Here is an 18,072-nt window from a genome sequence, read left to right as displayed (position 1 = left end):
TCAGCGGCCGCCGTCGACGTCGCTCTGCGTGAACGACCCGTCGGGCTCGCCGTCGTGGGGTCCGCCGTCCGCGGCGGGCTCGTCCGGCACCTGGGCGTCGACGTACGAGCCGTCGCCCTCGCTCGTGCCGGCTTCCTCGGTGTAGGTGCCGTCGGCCTCGCCGTCGTGCGGACCGCGGGTGCGGGCACCGTCCTCGAGATCATCGTCGACGTACGAGCCGTCCTCACCGGAGGTGGGTCCGCCCGTGCTCGACCGGTCGTGCTCGTGGTGGTTGGCGTCGCTGCCCATGGGTGCTGCCCTTCGTCGAGGTCGGCCGGCGTCCTCGCCACCCGTGCCGCTCACCCTAGACCGACGCGACCACGATCGACCGGGCGGAGCGGTCGCGTCAGAACCCTTCGTTCTCGCGCGTCACGTAGGGCGACTCGAGCGCGTCCAGCTCCTCGTCGGTGAGCCACAGGTCGACCGAGGCCACGGCGTCGTCGAGGTGCTGCATCTTCGTGGCTCCGACGATGGGCGAGGTGACCGCGTCCTGCTGCCGGACCCAGGCCAGGGCCACCTGTGCGCGCGAGACGCCCCGCGCCTCGGCGACGTCGGCGACGGCCCGGGCGACCGCACGGTCGCCGTCCTCGCGCTGCTTGTAGAGCGTCTGACCGAAGCGGTCGGTCTCGGTCCGGGCCGTGGTGGCGTCCCAGTCGCGGGTCAGCTTCCCGCGGGCCAGGGGCGACCAGGGAAGCACGCCGACACCCTGGTCGAGGCAGTAGGGGTGCATCTCACGTTCTTCCTCGCGCTGGATCAGGCTGTACTGGTCCTGCATCGAGACGAAGCGCGTCCAGCCGCCGAGGTCGGCCGCGTGCTGCATCGAGGCGAACTGCCAGGCCCACATGCTCGAGGCGCCGATGTAGCGGGCCTTGCCGGCCTTGACGACGTCGTGCAGCGCCTCCATCGTCTCCTCGACCGGCACCTCGGGGTCGAAGCGGTGGACCTGGTAGAGGTCGACGTAGTCGGTGCCGAGCCGGCGCAGGCTGTCGTCGATCGCGCTCATCATGTGGCCCCGGCTGAGCCCGGCGCCGTTGGGCCCGGGGCGCATGCGCCCGTGCACCTTGGTCGCCAGCACGACCTCTTCGCGGGTGGCGAAGTCGCGCAGCGCCCGGCCGACGATCTCCTCGCTGGTTCCGTCCGAGTAGACGTCGGCGGTGTCGAAGGTCGTGATGCCGAGCTCGAGCGCCCGGGCGATGAACGGGCGGCTCTCGTCCTCGGGCAGGCTCCACTCGTGCGTGCCGCGGTCGGGCACGCCGTAGCTCATGCAGCCGAGGGTCACCGCCGAGACGGTCAGGCCGCTCGTGCCCAGTCGTGCGTACTCCATGTGTGCTCCCTCTCGTCGTGGGGCGGGGCACCGGCGGCCGCGCCGACTGCGACCCTACGCGCGGGGCGGCGCGGCCCGACCCGCGATGGACGCGTCGCCACGGACGACCGAGGCGGCGTGTCGGAGGGCCCGCCGCGCCTCCGGCGTCCAGGGCGCACCGACGAAGACGTGGAACGCTCCGCGGTAGAGCCGCAGCTCGGCGCGTCCACCCGCAGCGGTCACGCCGCGGACCAGCCGCTTCACGTCGGGCGTGAGCAGGTCGCGGTCGCCGGCGTAGGCGGACACGGGAGGCAGACCCGAGAGATCGCCCCGCACCGGGCTGACCTCGGGCGAGGCCGGGTCGCGGTCGCCGGCCCACCATCGACCTGCTGCGACGAGGCCGTCGCGCCCCAGCATGGGGTCGATCCGTGCGACCTCCTCCACCTCGGCGGAGTCGAGCAGGGCGTCCACCCACGGCGAGAAGAGCACGAGGGCGTCGGGCACGGGCCGACCGGCGTCGCGTTCCCGCATCGCCGCGACGAGGGCGAGCGCCCCGCCCGCCGAGTCGCCGGCCACGACGACCCGGGACGGGGAGGCGCGGCGCACGTCCTCGAGGACGGCGTCCAACAGCGGCAGCACCTCGTCCACGTCGTGAGCCGGGGCGAGCCCGTAGAGCGGCACCGTCACGACGGCCCCGGAGGCGCGGACGAGTCGGGCGAGGAGGTTCCAGTGCGTGGTCAGGACGGGGTGCACGTAGGCACCGCCGTGCAGGTAGACGACGTGCACGCCGCTCGGGGCCCGACGCGGCCGGAGGGTGACGACGCGGACCTCGCCGACCCGCGCCTCCTCGACGGTCGCGACCCGCCGCACTGCCCGCGTGGCCGGGGCCCCGGAGCCCTGACGGGCGACGGAGCGCACGAGGGAGTCCTCGGTCTCGGTCGAGCGGGGGCGGAAGCGCAGCAGGGCACGCGTGGCGGCCATCGAGAGCGACATGTCACGACCCTACGCACGTGCCGGGGGAGGGCGGGCGACCCGGGAACCCGACCCGGGAACCAAGGAAGGCCCGGACACCTGAGGTGTTCGGGCCTTCCGTCGCTTGCGAACAAGCATCTGTCTCAACACAGATCTGGTGAAACGCCTCTCGAGAGAATATGTTTCGAGTGTCCGAGGGGGGACTTGAACCCCCACGCCCTATACGGGCACTAGCACCTCAAGCTAGCGCGTCTGCCATTTCCGCCACCCGGACTGGATGGTGCCGACCGAAGCCGACACGAAAGATTAGCACGGCTCGGAGGGCCCTCGTGACCACGGGCCCGTCCGTCGGCGAGAGGGGCACGGCAGGTAGCGTGGAGCGCATGACGACGACCCCCACGAGCACCGGCCCCACCGAGTCCGAGCTCGACGAGACGGCCCGCATCGCCCGCGACCTCATCCGGTTCGACACGTCGAACTACGGCGGCGGGCGGTCGAACGGAGAAGCCGACGCGGCCGAGTACGTCGAGGCGGCCCTCCGCGACCTCGGCCTCGAACCGCAGCTGTTCGAGTCCGAACCCGGCCGGGTCAGCGTGATCGCCCGGGTCGAGGGTGCCGAGCCGGCGAAGCCCGGCCTGGTGGTGCACGGACACCTCGACGTCGTGCCGGCCGACCCGGCGAACTGGTCCGTCGACCCGTTCGGCGGCGTGGTCCGCGACGGCATGCTCTGGGGCCGTGGCGCCGTGGACATGAAGAACATGGACGCCATGATGCTGACGGCCGTCGGCGACATCCTGCGGGCGGGCGAACGACCGGCCCGCGACCTCGTGCTGGGGTTCCTCGCCGACGAGGAGGCCGGGGGAGTCCTCGGCTCGCACTTCCTGGTGACGGAGCACCCCGGGTTGTTCGACGGCGCCACCGAGGCGATCAGCGAGGTCGGCGGCTACTCGACCTTCATCGACGGTCGCCGCTCGTACCTGCTGCAGACGGGCGAGAAGGCCCTGATCTGGGTCAAGCTCACGGCCCGGGGAACCGCCGGCCACGGCTCCCAGATGATCGAGGCGAACGCCGTGACGCGCCTGGCCGAGGCCGTCGCCGTGCTCGGCCGCCAACAGTGGCCGATCGTGCTGACGGACACGACCACCGCGCTCCTGGGCGAGGTCGCCCGCATCCTCGACGTCGACGTGCACGAGGTCGCACCCGACGAGCTGGTCCTGCGCACCGGCACGGCCAAGGGCTTCATCCGCGGGTCGCTGCGGACGACGACGAACCCCACGATGCTGACTGCGGGCTACAAGCACAACGTCGTGCCCGACACGGCCGAGGCCCTGGTCGACATCCGGTGCATGCCGGGGCAAGAACAGTCCGTGCTCGCCGAGGTCCGGGCGCTCATCGGCGACGACGTCGAGATCGAGACGATGCACACCGACATCGGACTCGAGACGCCGTTCTCGGGCCCTCTGGTCGACGCGATCACCGCCACCCTCGACCGCCACGACCCGGGGGCACCCGTCCTGCCGTACCTGCTCTCGGGCGGCACCGACAACAAGGCCCTCAGCCTGCTCGGCATCGCCGGGTACGGCTTCGCCCCGCTCCGGCTCGACGAGGGCATGGACTTCCCGGCCATGTTCCACGGCGTCGACGAACGGGTGCCGCTCGACGCACTATCCTTTGGCAGTCGCGTCCTGCGGGACTTGTTGTCGACGTACTAGCAACCCCCGCACCAGAAGGGTCACCCGCGTGGAGCATCTCCTCCAGGCACTCCTGCTCGGCCTCGTCCAGGGCCTCACGGAGTTCCTCCCCGTCTCGTCCAGTGCCCACCTGCGGCTCGTCGGCCTGTTCTTCAGCGATCCCGGAGCGGCGGCCGAGTTCGACCCGGGCGCCACCTTCACCGCCATCACGCAGCTCGGCACCGAGCTCGCGGTCGTCATCTACTTCCGGCGCGACATCACCCGCATCGTCTCGCGTTGGTTCGCCGGTGTGACCGGCAAGATCCCGCGGACCGACCCCGACGTCCGCATGGGCTGGCTCGTGATCATCGGCACCGTGCCGATCGTGCTCGCGGGCTACGTCGCGCAGGAGTACATCCGCACGGTCTTCCGCTCCCTCTGGATCGTGGCGATCGTGTTGATCGTGTTCGGCGTGCTGCTCGGCCTGGCCGACCGTCTCGGCAAGAAGACCGAGCGCTTCGAGGACATGCGCTACGGCCACGGCATCGCCGTCGGCGTCGCCCAGGTGTTGGCGCTCTTCCCCGGCGTGTCGCGGTCGGGTGCCACCACGACCACGGCACTCGCCCTCGGCTACACGCGGCCGGCCGCCGCACGGTTCTCGTTCCTGCTGGCCGTGCCCGCCGTCTTCGGCAGCGGGCTCTACGAACTCGTCCAGAGCTTCAGCGACCCCGGGCCCTACTCGCTGGGTGAGACCCTGGCCGCCACGGTCGTCGCCTTCGTCGTCGGCTTCGTCGTCATCGCGTTCTTCATGAACTACATCTCGCGCCGCAGCTTCGCCCCGTTCGTGGCCTACCGCATCGTGCTCGGCGTCGTCCTGCTCGTCCTGCTCGGGACGGGCGTGGTGGCTGCATGAGGTCCTGGGCCGAACCCGTCGTCCCGCGCCTCCCCGGCCTCGGCGACCTCCCGGCACTCCACGACACGTCGACCGGCACGGTGCACCCGACCGAGGTCGACGGTTCGCGGGCCGGCCTGTACGTCTGCGGCATCACGCCCTACGACGCCACCCACCTGGGTCACGCGTCGACGTACCTGGCATTCGACACGCTGCTGCGCGTCTGGCGCGACGCCGGGGTCGAGGTGGTCTACGCGCAGAACACGACCGACGTCGACGACCCGCTGCTCGAGCGGGCGACGGCCACCGGCGTCGACTGGCGCGAGCTCGCCGACGGCCAGACGGACCTGTTCCGCAGCGACATGCAGCACCTGGCGGTGGTGCCGCCGACGCACTACGTCGCGGTGACCGAGGTGGTGACCGACGTCGCCGACGCCGTGGCGCGCCTCCTCGATCGTGGTCTCGCGTACCCCGTGCCGACCGACGCCTCCGGTGCGGGCGACGACCTGTACTTCGACGTCCGGGCCGCCGAGCGCGACACCGACTGGCACCTGGGCCTCGAGAGCCGGTACGACGCCGAAACGATGGCCCGGTTCTTCGCCGAGCGCGGTGGGGACCCCGACCGCCCCGGGAAGCGCGACCCGCTCGATCCGCTGCTCTGGCGCGCGGCCCGTGACGACGAGCCGTCCTGGCCCACCACGCTGGGGGCGGGCCGCCCGGGCTGGCACATCGAGTGCACGGTCATCGCCCAACAGCACCTCGACGTGCCGATCACGGTCAACGGCGGCGGCAGCGACCTGGTGTTCCCGCACCACGAGATGAGCACGGCGCACGGCACGGCCCTCACCGGCCGCCCCTATGCCGTGCACCACACGCACACCGGCATGGTCGCGTACCAGGGCGAGAAGATGAGCAAGTCGCTCGGCAACCTCGTGAAGGTCAGCGAACTCGTCGCCGCGGGCCACGACCCGCGCGCCGTCCGGCTCGCCCTCCTGGCGCACCACTACCGCTCCGACCGGGAGTGGTTCGACGCCGACCTCGTCGCCGCCGAGCAGCGCCTCGGCCGCTGGCTCGCCTGGGCGGCCACGAGCGAAGGAGGCGCGGTGCCGGTCACGGCCCCCACCCCCTTGGTCGTCGCCCTGCGTTCCTCCCTCGCGGGCGACCTCGACACGCCGTCGGCACTGGACGCCGTCGACGCCGTCGTGAGCCGGGCAGCGGCCCCGTCCGAGGTCGACGTCGACGCCGTCCAGGCGCTGCTGGGCATCGACCTGCGCGCCTGAGCGCGTCCGGGAGCACGTACTCGCCCGGCCGCGCGGGACGACTCGGGAAAACAGGTCGTCTGCCCCGTTCTCCATGCGTATGCATGAGTGTTCCTCAATCAGCACGGACGTCTGCCCTACGATGGTCGGCGTGGAACCGTCGATCACCGCTCCGGCCTCGGCCGCGACGTCGAGCGACGCCCGCCGCCCACTGACCCGACGCGACACGCGCGTCGACCTCTGGATCGCGGCGCTCACCGCCGTGCTCGGCCTCGCCACGCTCTGGCTCAGTGCCGTCATCGTCGCGGACACCGACGGGGCGACTTCTCCGTCGATCGTCGAGAGCGTGATGTGGCTCGTGGGCCTCTGCGCGCCGCTCGCCTTCCGTCGGCAGCGGCCCGTGGCCGTCCTCGTCGTCGTGTCGGCCGTGTTCCTGGCCGCCCAGCTGCGGGGCTATCCCGACACCCTGACGCCGTCCATCGTCGAGTTCGTGGCCATCTTCACCGCGAACGCCTGGGCGGCCCGGCGCGCCCGAGCGCTCGTCGTGAGCGTCGTCGTGACCGCGGTCATGTTCGTCTGGCTCGGGGTGTGGCTGCGCTCGGTCTACGTGTCCGACGCCGAGGCCCCCGACCCCGTGACCCTCGCCACGATCGCCTACACGCTCGTGTCGAACGGCATCGTCCTCGTCACGGCCATCGCCTTCGGCCGAGCGGCCCGCGTGTCGGCCACCAGGCTGCACGCGCTCGAACGCACGGGGGTCGAGCTGCGAGCCGCACACGAACTCGTCGCCGACCGGGCCATCAACGAGGAGCGCACGCGCCTCGCCCGCGAGTTGCACGACGTGGTCGCCCACCACGTCGCCGTCATCGGCATCCAGGCGGGGGCGGCCCGGCGGACCCTCGACCGGCCCGAGATCGCACGGGGTGCCCTCTCGGCCGTCGAGGGCACGGCGCGCACGACCATCGACGAGCTCGACCGCCTGCTGTCCGTGCTGCGGTCGCGCGACGGCGAGGCCGGGTCCGCCCCCGCGGGCCTCGGCGCCCTTCCCGAACTCATGGCCGACACGCGCGCACTCGGTCTCGAGGTCCGGTTCTCGGTCCACGGCGACGCGCACGACGTCCCCGAGAGCATCGGGGTCACGCTCTACCGCATCACCCAAGAGGCGCTCACCAACACCCTCAAGCACGGCAACGCCTCGCTCGCCGAGGTGCAGCTCCGCTACGGCGACCGCACCGTCGAGGTCGAGGTCGTCGACGACGGCCGTCCCGGCCCCACGCCCTACCCCGGGGCAGGCCCACCGCAGGGCGCGGCCGCGTCCGGCGCCGGACTGGGCCAACGGGGCATGCGCGAACGGGTCGACCTGCACGGGGGCGAGCTGCAGCTCGGCCCCCGACCGCGCGGGGGCTACCGGGTGCACGCCGTCCTGCCCGTGAGCGCGTGCGCCGACGCCCGCCCCCGCGACCACGTCGCCACCGACCCCTCCGGAAGATCATGACCGACACGACCGATCCCGTCACCGTCCTGCTCGTCGACGACCAGGACCTCGTCCGCACGGGTTTCCGCATCATCCTCGACACCGCGCCCGACGTCCGCGTCGTGGGCGAGGCCTGCGACGGGCTCGAGGCCGTCGACCTCGTCCGGCGGCTCCGCCCCGACGTCGTCGTGATGGACATCGAGATGCCCGTCCTCGACGGGCTCGAGGCCACGTGTCGCATCCTCGCGCAGTCTCCCGAGGGCGGCCCGGCGGTCCTGGTCCTCACGACCTTCGGCCGGGACGACTACGTCTTCCGGGCACTTCAGGCGGGGGCGAGCGGCTTCCTGCTCAAGACGGCCACGCCCGAGGACCTCATCGAGGCGATCGCCGTCGTGCACCGCGGCGACGCACTGCTCTCGCCCCAACTCACCCGTGCCGTCGTCGAACGCGCCGTGGGCGACCCGGCGACGGCGCGGGTCGTCGTGCCCAGTCCGGCCCTGGCGACCCTCACCGAACGCGAACGCGAGGTCCTCGACCGGCTGGCCTCCGGGGCCTCGAACGCCGAGATCGCCCGTCGGCTGTTCCTCGGCGAGGCGACGGTCAAGACCCACGTCTCCAACGTGCTCGGCAAGCTCGGCCTCCGTGACCGGACTGCGGCCGTGGTGTTCGCCTACGAGAACGGCGTCGCCGTCCCGGGCGAACCCGCCACCTGAGCGAGGTCGTCGAGCCGGGCCGTCGAATCCGGTCCGACGGGGTCACGGCACGGTGACTCAGGGGACCGGGGGATACCGCGGGTCGTCCGGTCGGCCGTCCCCGCCCTTGCCGTCGCGCCGCCGCAGGTACCGTTCGAACTCCTGCGCGATGGCCTCCCCGCTCGCCTCGGGGCTGTCCACCGTGTCGCGAGCCTGCTCGAGCTGTTCGATGTAGCCGGCCATGTCGTCGTCGTCGGCCGCGAGGGCGTCGATGCCGGACTCCCAGGCCGTCGACTCGGCGGCGAGCTCGCCTCGGGGGATCGTCACGCCCGAGAGTTCGTCGAGCTTCTCGATGAGCGCGAGCGTCGCCTTCGGCGACGGGGCGTTGTGGACGTAGTGCGGCACCGAGGCCCAGATCGAGAGGGTCGGCACGCCGGCGGCCTCGACGGCGTCGGCGAGGACCGACAAGATGCCCACCGGCCCCTCGTAGGTGCTGCGCTCGAGGGTGTACTCGTCGCGGACGGCTTCGTTCTCGCTGCTGACGAAGACCGAGATGGGCCGCGTGTGGGGGACGTCGGCGAGCATGGCCCCGAGGAACACCACGCCCGTGACGTCGTGCACGTCGATCAGGTCGACGATCTCGGCGGCGAAGCCCCGCCAGCTGCGCGACGGTTCGGCCCCCAGCAGCACGAGAACCTCGGTGGCGGGCGACGCGGGGTCGCGGGGGAGGACCGTCGCGGCGTCGGCGGCCGCGTGCAGCTGGATGCGGGGCCACACGAGGGTCCGCACCCCGTCGTCGTCGAGCCCCACCTGCGGACGGTTGAACTGGTAGTCGATGTACCGTTCGCCGTCGAGCTCGGCCACCGGTTCGAGCGAGAGCGTCTCGACCAGGTTGCGCGCGACGCCGCTGGCGGCCTCACCGGCGTCGTTCCAGCCCTCGAAGGCCACCACCAGCAGGCGTCCCGCAGCGAAATCCGACGTGTTCGTCAACCTGAGTCCTCACCGTGCCGGAAGGGCGTCCGGCGCTTGACCCTCCACGATAGACCGTGACCGCCACCAGGAGGCGCGGGCCGGGAGGCCACGCCGGTCACGCCCGGTAGACTCGACCGCCGTGACCGAAACCCTGCCTGCCGCCGTCCTGTGGGACATGGACGGAACCCTCGTCGACACCGAGCCGTACTGGTTCCTCTGCCAGGTCGAACTGGTCGAGTCGTTCGGCGGCACCTGGAGCCGCGGGGACGGCGACGCCATGATCGGCAGCGGCCTGTGGCAGTCCGCCCGCGTCCTGCAGTCCCACGGCGTCGACCTGTCCGAGGACGAGATCATCGACCGCCTGACCACCGCCGTCCTCGAGCGTGCCGCGGTCGAGATCCCCTGGCGTCCCGGCGCGAAAGAGCTCCTCGCCGAGCTCCGCCGCGAAGGAGTCCCGACGGCCCTCGTCACCATGTCGATCCGCCGCATGGCCCAGTTCATGGTCGACGCCATCGAGTTCGAGGCCTTCGACGCGATCGTCGCCGGCGACGACGTCGAGCACGCCAAGCCGCACCCCGAGGCCTACCTCCGGGGCGCCGCACTGCTGGGCGTCGACCCCGCCGACTGCATCGCCATCGAGGACAGCACTCCCGGCCTGGCCTCGGCCGTGGCCGCCGGCACCGTCGCGATCGGCGTCGAGCACCACGCGCCGCTCGCCGACGACGGCCCGTACATCCGCCGCGACACCCTCGTCGGCACCACGGTCGGCGACCTCCGCGAGCTGCACCGTGCCGGGCGCGCCGTCCGCGACCAGGCGACCTCCGACTCCTGACCCCGGTGCGCACGCCGCGCCTCCTGCGCCCCTCAGGGTGCGACCCGATCGAAAGCAGCACCCCGCATGACCGCGTTCCGCCGCCAGTCCGGCCCCTTCGTCGAAGGCGACAAGGTCCAGCTCACGGGCCCCAAGGGCAAGATGAACACCATCGTGCTGACCCCGGGCGCCGTGTTCCACACGCACCGCGGCATGATCGCGCACGACGACGTCGTCGGCCTGCCCGACGGGTCGGTCGTCCCGAGCACGACCGGCGACGAGTACCTCGCGCTCCGTCCGCTGCTGAGCGACTTCGTGATGTCCATGCCCCGGGGCGCCGCCATCGTCTACCCGAAGGACGCCGCACAGATCGTGGCGTTCGCCGACATCTTCCCCGGCGCGACCGTCGTCGAGGCGGGCGTGGGTTCGGGTGCGCTGTCGCTCTGGCTGCTGCGCGCCGTCGGTCCCGAGGGGCGCCTGGCGTCCTTCGAGCGCCGTCAGGAGTTCGCCGACGTGGCCGAGGGCAACGTCGCGAGCTTCTTCGGCGCCGAGCCCGAGAACTGGTCGGTCACGGTCGGCGACCTGGCCGACGAGCTCCCGGCGGCGATGCCCGACGGGACGGTCGACCGGGTCGTGCTCGACATGCTCGCGCCGTGGGAGAACGTCGACGTCACGGCCGACGCGCTCAAGCCGGGCGGCTTGGTGATCTGCTACGTCGCCACGGCCACCCAGCTCTCGCGGACGGCCGAGGCCCTGCGTGCCTCGGGGTCCTTCACCGAACCCGACGCGTCCGAGACCCTGGTCCGCGGCTGGCACGTCGAAGGCCTCGCCGTCCGCCCCGACCACCGGATGATCGGGCACACCGGCTTCCTGATCACCGCCCGCCGGCTGGCCCCCGGCGCGGTGCTCCCGCAGCTCAAGCGCCGCCCCTCCAAGTCCGACTACAGCGACGCCGACGTCGAGGCCTGGACCCCCGGGGCCCTCGGCGAGCGGTCGGCCAGCGACAAGAAGCTGCGCAAGACCGCCCGCCAGGCCCGGACGGCCGCCGACGCCGCCATCGCGGCGACCGGAGCCGTCGACGTCGGCACCACCGACGGGCCGTCGACCGGTTCCACACCGGCCTGAGCGTCACGGGGCGCCCCGATCGCCCCCGCTAAGCTGTCCCCGCATCCGAACGACCCGACCGGTCGCCCCACTCGACCCCCGGTCGCCTCCACGAAATGAGTCCCCGTGCGCAAGATCCCCGCCCTCGTCGTGACGGTCGGCCTGCTCGCCTCGATGACGGCCTGCTCGACCACGGCCGGACCCGGCTCGACCGGCTGCCCCCCCACGGGCGACGCCGCCTCGGTCGTCACGGCGACCGGTGACTTCGGCACGAAGCCCGACGTCGACGTGCCGACCCCGATCGTGACGAAGAAGACCGAGGTCTCGACGCTCATCGAGGGCGACGGCCAGCGACTCGTCGACGGCACCCCGGTCGTCATCGACTACACCCTCTTCGACGGCTCCACGGGGCAAGAACTCGAGGACAGCGGCTACGACGGGTCGACGAACGTCCCGTTGACCGTCGGCGGCCAGACCCTCGCCCCGCTCGTCGACGCGCTCGAGTGCTCCACGGTGGGCTCGCGCGTGGCGGTCGCCGTCAAGGCGAGCGACCTCTCCGCATCGATCAACGGTGCCGCCGCGACCCCGAACGACGACCCCGACGCCGCCTACGTCGCCGTGGTCGACGTCAAGCGGGCGTTCCTCGCGAAGGCCGACGGGGCCCTCCAGCTCGGCGCGAACGGCCTCCCGGCCGTCGTCACCGCGCCCGACGGCGCACCCGGCATCACGATCCCCGCGGGCGACGCACCGGCCGACGAGGTCGTGCACCTCGTCCGCAAGGGCCACGGCACGACGCTGACCGCCGACGACACGGCCGTGGTGCAGTTCACCGCCGTCACCTGGAGCCAGCCGTCCACGGTCGCCGGTTCGACCTGGACGAACGGCGGATCGGCGACGCCGGTCGACCTCGGCGACGAGCAGATCCCCGACGACATCCGCTCGGCCCTCGTGGGGCAGCAGGTCGGCTCGCAGGTCATGGTCGTGCTCCCCGCGTCCGCCGAGAGTGGCGGCTCCGCCTACGTCTACGTCTTCGACGTGCTCGGGGCGATCCGATGACGCTGCCCTGCTGAGTCGGTCGCCGTGCCCGCTGCCCGCACCCCCCGCGTCCCCGTCGAAGAGCGCCTGTTCAGCCTCGTGCTGGCCCTGCTCGCGACGGATTCCGGGCTGAGCAAGACCGAGATCCTGTCGACCGTCCAGGGCTACCGCCAGAAGTACTCACGTGCCGGCGACAACGCCGCTCTCGAGCGGCAGTTCGAGCGGGACAAGGACGACATCCGTGAACTCGGCGTCCCCCTCGAGACGATCGACGACCCCTCGGCGGCGGGCAACAACCAGGCCTTGCGCTACCGCATCCCGCGCGGGGCGTACGAACTGCCCGAGGACATCTCGTTCTCCTCCGAAGAGACCGCTCTCCTCACCTTGGCCGCGATGGTCTGGCGCGAGGGGTCCCTCTCGCACGAGTCCCGACGGGCCCTCCTCAAGCTGCGGTCGCTGGGGGGCTCCGCCAGCGTGCCCGAGCTCGAGTACGCTCCTCGACTCCGATCCCGGGACGCGGCGTTCGAGCCCCTCCGCACGGCGCTCGACCGAGGCGTCGTCGTGCGGTTCGACTACCTCAAACCCGGCGACGAGTCCGCCCGTCGACGCGAGGTCGCCCCGGCGGCACTGGTGCAGCACCACGGTCGCTGGCTGGTGTCGGCGGTCGAGGTCGGCACCGGAGCGCTCAAGACGTTCCTGCTGTCGAGGGTGGTCGGTCCCGTCCAGCTAACGTCCTCCCCGTACACGCGCCCCGACGACGCCACGGCCGAGCGTGCGCTGGCCGACCTCGAGCAGGTCTGGCGCGACCGCACCGCGACCCTCCGCGTCGAGCCGATGTCCGACGCCGAGACCCGACTCGGCAAACGTCGCGGCACCACGCGCGTCGATCTCGACACGCTCACCGTCCACTGGACCGACGAACACCTTCTCGCCGACGAGCTGGCCTCCTTCGGCCCCGAGGTCACGGTCGTCGAGCCCGAGAGCCTGCGCACCCTGGTCCGGGCCCGTCTCGCGACAGTGCTCGCCGCGCACACCGCCGACCCCGTCGAGGGGAGGGCCCGTGGCTGAAGCCCGAGGTGCCCTCCACGCGGCCGACAAACTCGCCTTCCTGCTGTCGCTCGTCCCCTGGCTCATGGACCACGAGCGCGTCAGCGTGGCCGAGGCCGCCGCCCACTTCGGCGTGAGCGTGGCCGAGATCCGTCGTGCGGTCGAGCTCATCGCCGTCTCGGGCATCCCCGGCGAGACCACCCAGTACCAGCACGGCGACCTCTTCGACATCGCCTGGGACGACTTCGAGCAGAACGACGTCATCGTGCTGACCAACCTCGTCGCCATCGACGACTCGCCGCGGTTCTCGGCTCGCGAGGCCGCCGCACTCATCGCCGGGCTGCAGTACCTGTCGTCGCTGCCCGAGAACGCCGATCGCGCGGCCATCGCCACCCTGATGAGCAAGCTCTCCCGAGGGGCCTCCAGCGAACCGAGCCAGGTGGCCGTCGACCAGTCCGAGACGAACGAGGTCCTGGGTCTCGTCGGACGGGCGGTCGAGGCCGGTGTACAACTCGAGTTCGACTACCGCGGCACCCGCGGCGTCGCCGAACGCCGCCGAGTCGACCCGTTGCGGGTCGAATCGGTCGACGCCGATTGGTACCTCAGGGCCTGGGACCACCTGCGCGAGGCCCCCCGCACGTTCCGGCTCGACCGGATCGCCGCACCGGCCCTCACCTCGACGCCCATCGCTCATCGGGCCGACGACGTCGCCCTGCCCGAGACGCTCTTCGAGGGGTCTCCGGACGACCTCGTCGTGGTGCTCGACCTCGACGCGGCCGCGGCGCCGCTCCTCGCGGACTACGGCCCCGACGAACCCGAGCCCCTCGAGGACGACCGCGTACGGCTCCGACTGCGCGTCAACCGCCTCGGCACGCTCTGTCGTCTGGTGGCGGGGCTGCCGGGTCGCCCCGAGGTCGTCGCGCCCGAGTCGGCACGCACGGCCGTGGCGGACTGGGCCCGTCGGGCGATCGAGCGTTACGACGCCGACCCGCCCCGCGCCTCCTAGGCTCTCCGGCCCCACCCGCGCTGTGGATCGTCTGCGCCGCGCCCGTCGCGGGCGACCCCGCACGATAGACTGATCGTCACCCTGCCCCGCAAGGAGACCCCATCATGTTCGGAAACGCACTCTCAGGCTGGCACCTGATCATCATCCTGGCGATCGTCCTGCTCCTCTTCGGTGCGCCGAAGCTCCCCGCCCTCGCGAAGAGCATCGCGCAGTCGATGCGCATCTTCAAGAACGAGGTCAACAGCGACAAGAAAGAGTCGGCAGTCGACGACGACTTCGACGACCGTCCGGTCCGTCGCTCCGACGACTCGACCGCCCGGTACACCGACGGGTCGACCGCTCGCCGCTCCGACGACGGCTACCCGTCGCCGAATCGCGACGTCCCGCCGAAGTCCTGACGCGTGGCCACGACGACGACTCGTGGCGACAGCACCCGGGGGAGGGGCACCGGCCGCAGCCGTGGCCGCGACGGCAAGATGTCGCTCGGCCAGCACCTGCTCGAGTTGCGCAAGCGCCTCTTCATCTCTGCCCTGGCCCTCATCCTGGCCGCTGTCGCCGGCTGGTTCCTCGCGCCCTTCGTCCTCGACGCCCTGAGGTCACCGGTCGAGGCCATCGCCGCGGCGCGGACGGGTGAGACCACCCTCAACTATTCGAACATCACCGGCGCGTTCGACCTCAAGCTGCAGATCGCGGTCACCGTCGGGGTCGTCATCTCGAGCCCCGTGTGGCTCTACCAGGTCTGGGCCTTCATCGTCCCGGCCCTCGTGCGCAAAGAGAAGCTCTACGCGGTCGGCTTCATCGGCACCGCCATCCCTCTCTTCCTGGGCGGCTGCCTTGCGGGCTGGTACGTCCTTCCCCACATCGTCGAGGTCATGACCGGCTTCGTCGACACCCAGGACGCCACGATCATCGAGTCGAAGGTCTACTACGACTTCGTCCTCAAGCTGGTCCTCGCCGTGGGCATCGCCTTCGTCATGCCGGTGTTCCTCGTGCTGCTGAACTTCGTGGGCGTCGTCTCGGCCGCCGCGATCGTCAAGGGATGGCGCGTGGCCATCCTCGTCATCGTCCTGTTCACCGCCATCGCGACGCCGTCCGCCGACATCTTCTCGATGTTCCTGCTGGCGATCCCGATGATCATCCTCTTCTTCCTCGCAGCCGGAGTGGCCTGGCTGCACGATCGTCGGGCCGCCAAGCGCGCCGCGGCCCTCGACGCCGAGCTGGCGGCGGGGTGACCCGATGAGCCCCGACCTCAGCCCGGCGGAGCGCTTCGCCGCGGCGAAGACACGCGTGAAGACCCCCAAGCTCCAGGCCTTCCGGTCCCGCCTGGGCTTCACCCTCGACCCGTTCCAGATCGCCGCCTGCGTCGCCCTCGAAGAAGGCGACAGCGTCCTCGTCGCCGCTCCCACCGGCGCCGGCAAGACGCTGGTGGCCGAATACGCCATCCACCTCGCCATGCAGGACCCTCGGGCCAAGGTCTTCTACACCGCCCCGATGAAGGCTCTGAGCAACCAGAAGTTCCAAGAGCTCGTGGCCGAGTACGGCGCGTCCGAGGTCGGGCTGCTGACCGGCGACACGAACGTCAACTCGAGGGCGCGCATCGTCGTGATGACGACCGAGGTCCTCCGCAACATGATCTACGCAGGGTCCGAGATGTTGACCGACCTGCGCTACGTCGTCCTCGACGAAGTCCACTTCCTCGCCGACCGGTTCCGGGGCGCGGTGTGGGAAGAGGTCATCATCCACCTGCCCCTCGACGTCAGGCTCATCTCGCTCAGCGCGACGGTGTCCAACGCCGAAGAGTTCGGTGACTGGTTGCAGACGGTCCGCGGCAGCACCGAGGTCATCGTCTCCGAGGACCGCCCCGTGCCCCTCGACCAGCACGTCCTCGTCGGGGGCAAGTTCCTCGACCTGTTCGACTCCTCGGGGCAGGCAGCGACGAACCGGGTGAACCCCGAACTCCTCCGGGCCACGTCGCTCGGGCGGCGTGGCGGTCGCAGCGGCGGACGCCGGGACTCCCATTCCAGCGGACGGACGGGCCCCCGGGGCCACGTCGTCCCGCCCACGCAGGGCGGCCCCGGACGCCTCGACCGCTGGAAGATCGTCGAGATGCTCGACGACCAGAACCTGCTTCCCGCCATCTTCTTCGTCTTCAGTCGCGTGGGCTGCGACCAGGCCGTGTCCCAGGTGCTGAGGTCGGGCATCCGCCTGACCACCGCCGACCAGCGTCGAGAGATCCGCGAGATCGTCGAGGCCCGCTGCCGCACCCTGCGCGACGAGGACCTGGCCGTGCTCGGCTACTGGCGCTGGCTCGACGGGCTCGAACGGGGCGTGGCCGCCCACCACGCCGGCCTGTTGCCGGCGTTCAAAGAGGTGGTCGAAGAGCTGTTCCAGAAGAAGCTCGTCAAGGTCGTGTTCGCGACCGAGACGCTCGCACTGGGCATCAACATGCCGGCCCGCACCGTCGTGCTCGAGAAGCTCGAGAAGTTCAACGGCGAGGCCCGGGTGCCCATCACCCCCGGTGAGTACACCCAGCTGACCGGTCGCGCCGGTCGTCGCGGCATCGACGTCGAGGGCCACTCGCTCATCCAGTGGCAGCAGGGCCTCGATCCGCAGGCCGTCGCCTCCCTGGCCTCGCGGCGCACCTACCCGATGAACAGCAGCTTCCGGCCCACGTACAACATGGCCGTGAACCTCATCGAGCAGTTCGGTCGATCGCGCACCCGCGAGGTGCTCGAGACCTCGTTCGCCCAGTTCCAGGCCGACCGCTCGGTCGTCGACCTGGCGCGCAAGGTGCGGTCGCAGCAGCAGTCGCTCGACGGCTACGCCGCGTCGATGGCCTGCCATCTGGGCGACTTCGGCGAGTACACGATGTTGCGTCGCGAGGTGGGCGACCTCGAGAAGCAGGGGGCTGCTCGCGCCGACTCCCAGTCGCGGGCCGAACGCGACAAACGTCAGCGACGCATCGTCGAACTCCGACGGCAGGTCCGGCAGCATCCCTGCCACGCCTGCCCCGATCGCGAGCAGCACGCCCGCTGGTCCGAGCGCTGGTTCAAGCTCAAGAAGCAGACCGACCAACTGTCGGCGCAGATCCGCAGCCGGACCGGCGCCGTGGCCAAGGTCTTCGACCGCGTCACCGACGTGCTGCTCGACCGCGGCTACCTCCTCCCGACGGGCGCGAACGCCGGAGGCGCGGGCCGCGTCCCCCGGGACGCCGAGGTCACCGTCGCCCCGACCGGTCGCACGTTGCGCCGCATCTACGGCGATCGCGACCTGCTCGTGGCCGAGAGCCTCCGCCTCGGCCTGTGGAACATGCTCGACGTGCCGTCGATGGCCGCGATGGCCGCCACGCTCGTGTACGAGCCCCGGCGGGACGAGGGCCAGCTCTCCGAGCGGTTCCTGCCCCGGGGCGAGTTCCGTGCCGCCCTCGACGCCACCCAGTTGCTCTGGGCCGAGCTCGACGACCTCGAGCACGAACACCGCCTGCCCGGCAGCCAGCCCCCGGCTCCGGGTCTCGCCCTGGCGATGCACCGTTGGGCCCGAGGTGCTGCACTCGACTCGGTGCTCGACGACGCCGACCTCGCAGCCGGCGACTTCGTGCGCTGGACGAAACAGACGATCGACCTGCTCGACCAGCTGTCGGTCGTGGGCGACCTGCCGGTCGGCCCGACGGCGCGACAGGCGCTCGACGCCGTCCGTCGCGGCATCGTGGCCTACACCGCGGTCGGCCCCTGAGTCCTCTTCCCACCGAGGCCGAGCGACGACCGACGACGACCGGCCTCCCAGACGCCGCCACCTA

At 71.6% G+C, this 18,072-nt stretch carries 17 protein-coding genes and 1 tRNA gene; 13 read left to right on the top strand and 5 right to left on the bottom strand.

The window, feature by feature from the left end; genetic code table 11:
• The 4 genes from SJY14_RS09160 to SJY14_RS09145 all read right to left on the bottom strand — a co-directional run bounded on the left by SJY14_RS09160 (position 1) and on the right by SJY14_RS09145 (position 2,588).
• Positions 1-288 (bottom strand): hypothetical protein, encoded by a 288-nt coding sequence (locus SJY14_RS09160; protein WP_071253301.1) that lies wholly within the window; start codon positions 286-288, stop codon positions 1-3.
• A 97-nt stretch (positions 289-385) separates the two neighbouring features.
• Positions 386-1,363: an aldo/keto reductase gene (locus SJY14_RS09155; RefSeq protein WP_396598753.1), complete on the bottom strand. Its 978-nt coding sequence runs from the start codon at positions 1,361-1,363 to the stop codon at positions 386-388.
• A 54-nt stretch (positions 1,364-1,417) separates the two neighbouring features.
• Entirely contained in the window at positions 1,418-2,335 is a 918-nt protein-coding gene (locus tag SJY14_RS09150) for an alpha/beta hydrolase fold domain-containing protein (protein ID WP_396598752.1), read from the bottom strand.
• A gap of 168 nt (positions 2,336-2,503) precedes the next feature.
• Positions 2,504-2,588, bottom strand: a tRNA-Leu gene (locus SJY14_RS09145).
• 109 nt (positions 2,589-2,697) lie between these two features.
• Between SJY14_RS09145 and SJY14_RS09140 the strand changes: the two genes are divergently transcribed.
• The 5 genes from SJY14_RS09140 to SJY14_RS09120 all read left to right on the top strand — a co-directional run bounded on the left by SJY14_RS09140 (position 2,698) and on the right by SJY14_RS09120 (position 8,322).
• Entirely contained in the window at positions 2,698-4,026 is a 1,329-nt protein-coding gene (locus SJY14_RS09140; RefSeq protein ID WP_396598751.1) for a M20/M25/M40 family metallo-hydrolase, read from the top strand.
• Positions 4,027-4,054: 28 nt separating this feature from the next.
• The gene (locus SJY14_RS09135) at positions 4,055-4,897 is read left to right on the top strand and encodes an undecaprenyl-diphosphate phosphatase (protein WP_396598750.1); all 843 of its coding nucleotides are present in this window, start codon (positions 4,055-4,057) and stop codon (positions 4,895-4,897) included.
• Positions 4,894-6,156 (top strand): cysteine--1-D-myo-inosityl 2-amino-2-deoxy-alpha-D-glucopyranoside ligase, encoded by a 1,263-nt coding sequence (gene mshC, locus SJY14_RS09130; RefSeq protein WP_396598749.1) that lies wholly within the window; start codon positions 4,894-4,896, stop codon positions 6,154-6,156. Before SJY14_RS09135 ends, mshC begins: the two co-directional genes overlap by 4 nt.
• A 130-nt stretch (positions 6,157-6,286) precedes the next feature.
• Positions 6,287-7,630, top strand: a complete 1,344-nt coding sequence (locus SJY14_RS09125; RefSeq protein WP_143048486.1) for a sensor histidine kinase — start codon at positions 6,287-6,289, stop codon at positions 7,628-7,630.
• Positions 7,627-8,322 (top strand): response regulator, encoded by a 696-nt coding sequence (locus SJY14_RS09120; protein WP_396598748.1) that lies wholly within the window; start codon positions 7,627-7,629, stop codon positions 8,320-8,322. Before SJY14_RS09125 ends, SJY14_RS09120 begins: the two co-directional genes overlap by 4 nt.
• A gap of 57 nt (positions 8,323-8,379) precedes the next feature.
• Here SJY14_RS09120 and SJY14_RS09115 read toward each other — a convergent pair whose 3' ends face one another.
• Positions 8,380-9,291 (bottom strand): PAC2 family protein, encoded by a 912-nt coding sequence (locus SJY14_RS09115; protein ID WP_396598747.1) that lies wholly within the window; start codon positions 9,289-9,291, stop codon positions 8,380-8,382.
• A 121-nt stretch (positions 9,292-9,412) separates the two neighbouring features.
• Between SJY14_RS09115 and SJY14_RS09110 the strand changes: the two genes are divergently transcribed.
• The 8 genes from SJY14_RS09110 (at position 9,413) to SJY14_RS09075 (ending at position 18,008) form a co-directional block, all read left to right on the top strand.
• Positions 9,413-10,105 (top strand): HAD family hydrolase, encoded by a 693-nt coding sequence (locus SJY14_RS09110; protein ID WP_396598746.1) that lies wholly within the window; start codon positions 9,413-9,415, stop codon positions 10,103-10,105.
• Positions 10,106-10,171: 66 nt separating this feature from the next.
• Entirely contained in the window at positions 10,172-11,209 is a 1,038-nt protein-coding gene (locus SJY14_RS09105; RefSeq protein WP_071253280.1) for a tRNA (adenine-N1)-methyltransferase, read from the top strand.
• A 105-nt stretch (positions 11,210-11,314) separates the two neighbouring features.
• Positions 11,315-12,244, top strand: coding sequence for a hypothetical protein (locus tag SJY14_RS09100; protein ID WP_071253279.1), 930 nt, complete (start codon positions 11,315-11,317; stop codon positions 12,242-12,244).
• A 24-nt stretch (positions 12,245-12,268) separates the two neighbouring features.
• Positions 12,269-13,291 carry a helix-turn-helix transcriptional regulator gene (locus tag SJY14_RS09095; protein WP_396598745.1) on the top strand — a complete coding sequence of 341 codons (1,023 nt, stop codon included), beginning with the start codon at positions 12,269-12,271 and terminating at the stop codon, positions 13,289-13,291.
• The gene (locus SJY14_RS09090; protein ID WP_396598744.1) at positions 13,284-14,276 is read left to right on the top strand and encodes a helix-turn-helix transcriptional regulator; all 993 of its coding nucleotides are present in this window, start codon (positions 13,284-13,286) and stop codon (positions 14,274-14,276) included. The genes SJY14_RS09095 and SJY14_RS09090 overlap by 8 nt, the downstream gene beginning before the upstream one ends.
• Before the next feature lie 104 nt (positions 14,277-14,380).
• Positions 14,381-14,674 carry a twin-arginine translocase TatA/TatE family subunit gene (tatA, locus tag SJY14_RS09085; protein ID WP_071253274.1) on the top strand — a complete coding sequence of 98 codons (294 nt, stop codon included), beginning with the start codon at positions 14,381-14,383 and terminating at the stop codon, positions 14,672-14,674.
• A 78-nt stretch (positions 14,675-14,752) separates the two neighbouring features.
• Positions 14,753-15,508 carry a twin-arginine translocase subunit TatC gene (tatC, locus tag SJY14_RS09080; protein ID WP_396600266.1) on the top strand — a complete coding sequence of 252 codons (756 nt, stop codon included), beginning with the start codon at positions 14,753-14,755 and terminating at the stop codon, positions 15,506-15,508.
• Positions 15,509-15,512: 4 nt separating this feature from the next.
• Entirely contained in the window at positions 15,513-18,008 is a 2,496-nt protein-coding gene (locus tag SJY14_RS09075; RefSeq protein WP_396598743.1) for a DEAD/DEAH box helicase, read from the top strand.
• Positions 18,009-18,072 lie beyond the last annotated feature (64 nt).

The organism is Frigoribacterium sp. R86507, from assembly GCF_044597695.1.
In the GTDB taxonomy this organism is placed as follows: Bacteria; Actinomycetota; Actinomycetes; order Actinomycetales; family Microbacteriaceae; genus Frigoribacterium.
The sequence above is the reverse complement of the archived record's forward strand: the minus strand, read 5'-3'. Positions and strand labels throughout refer to the sequence as shown.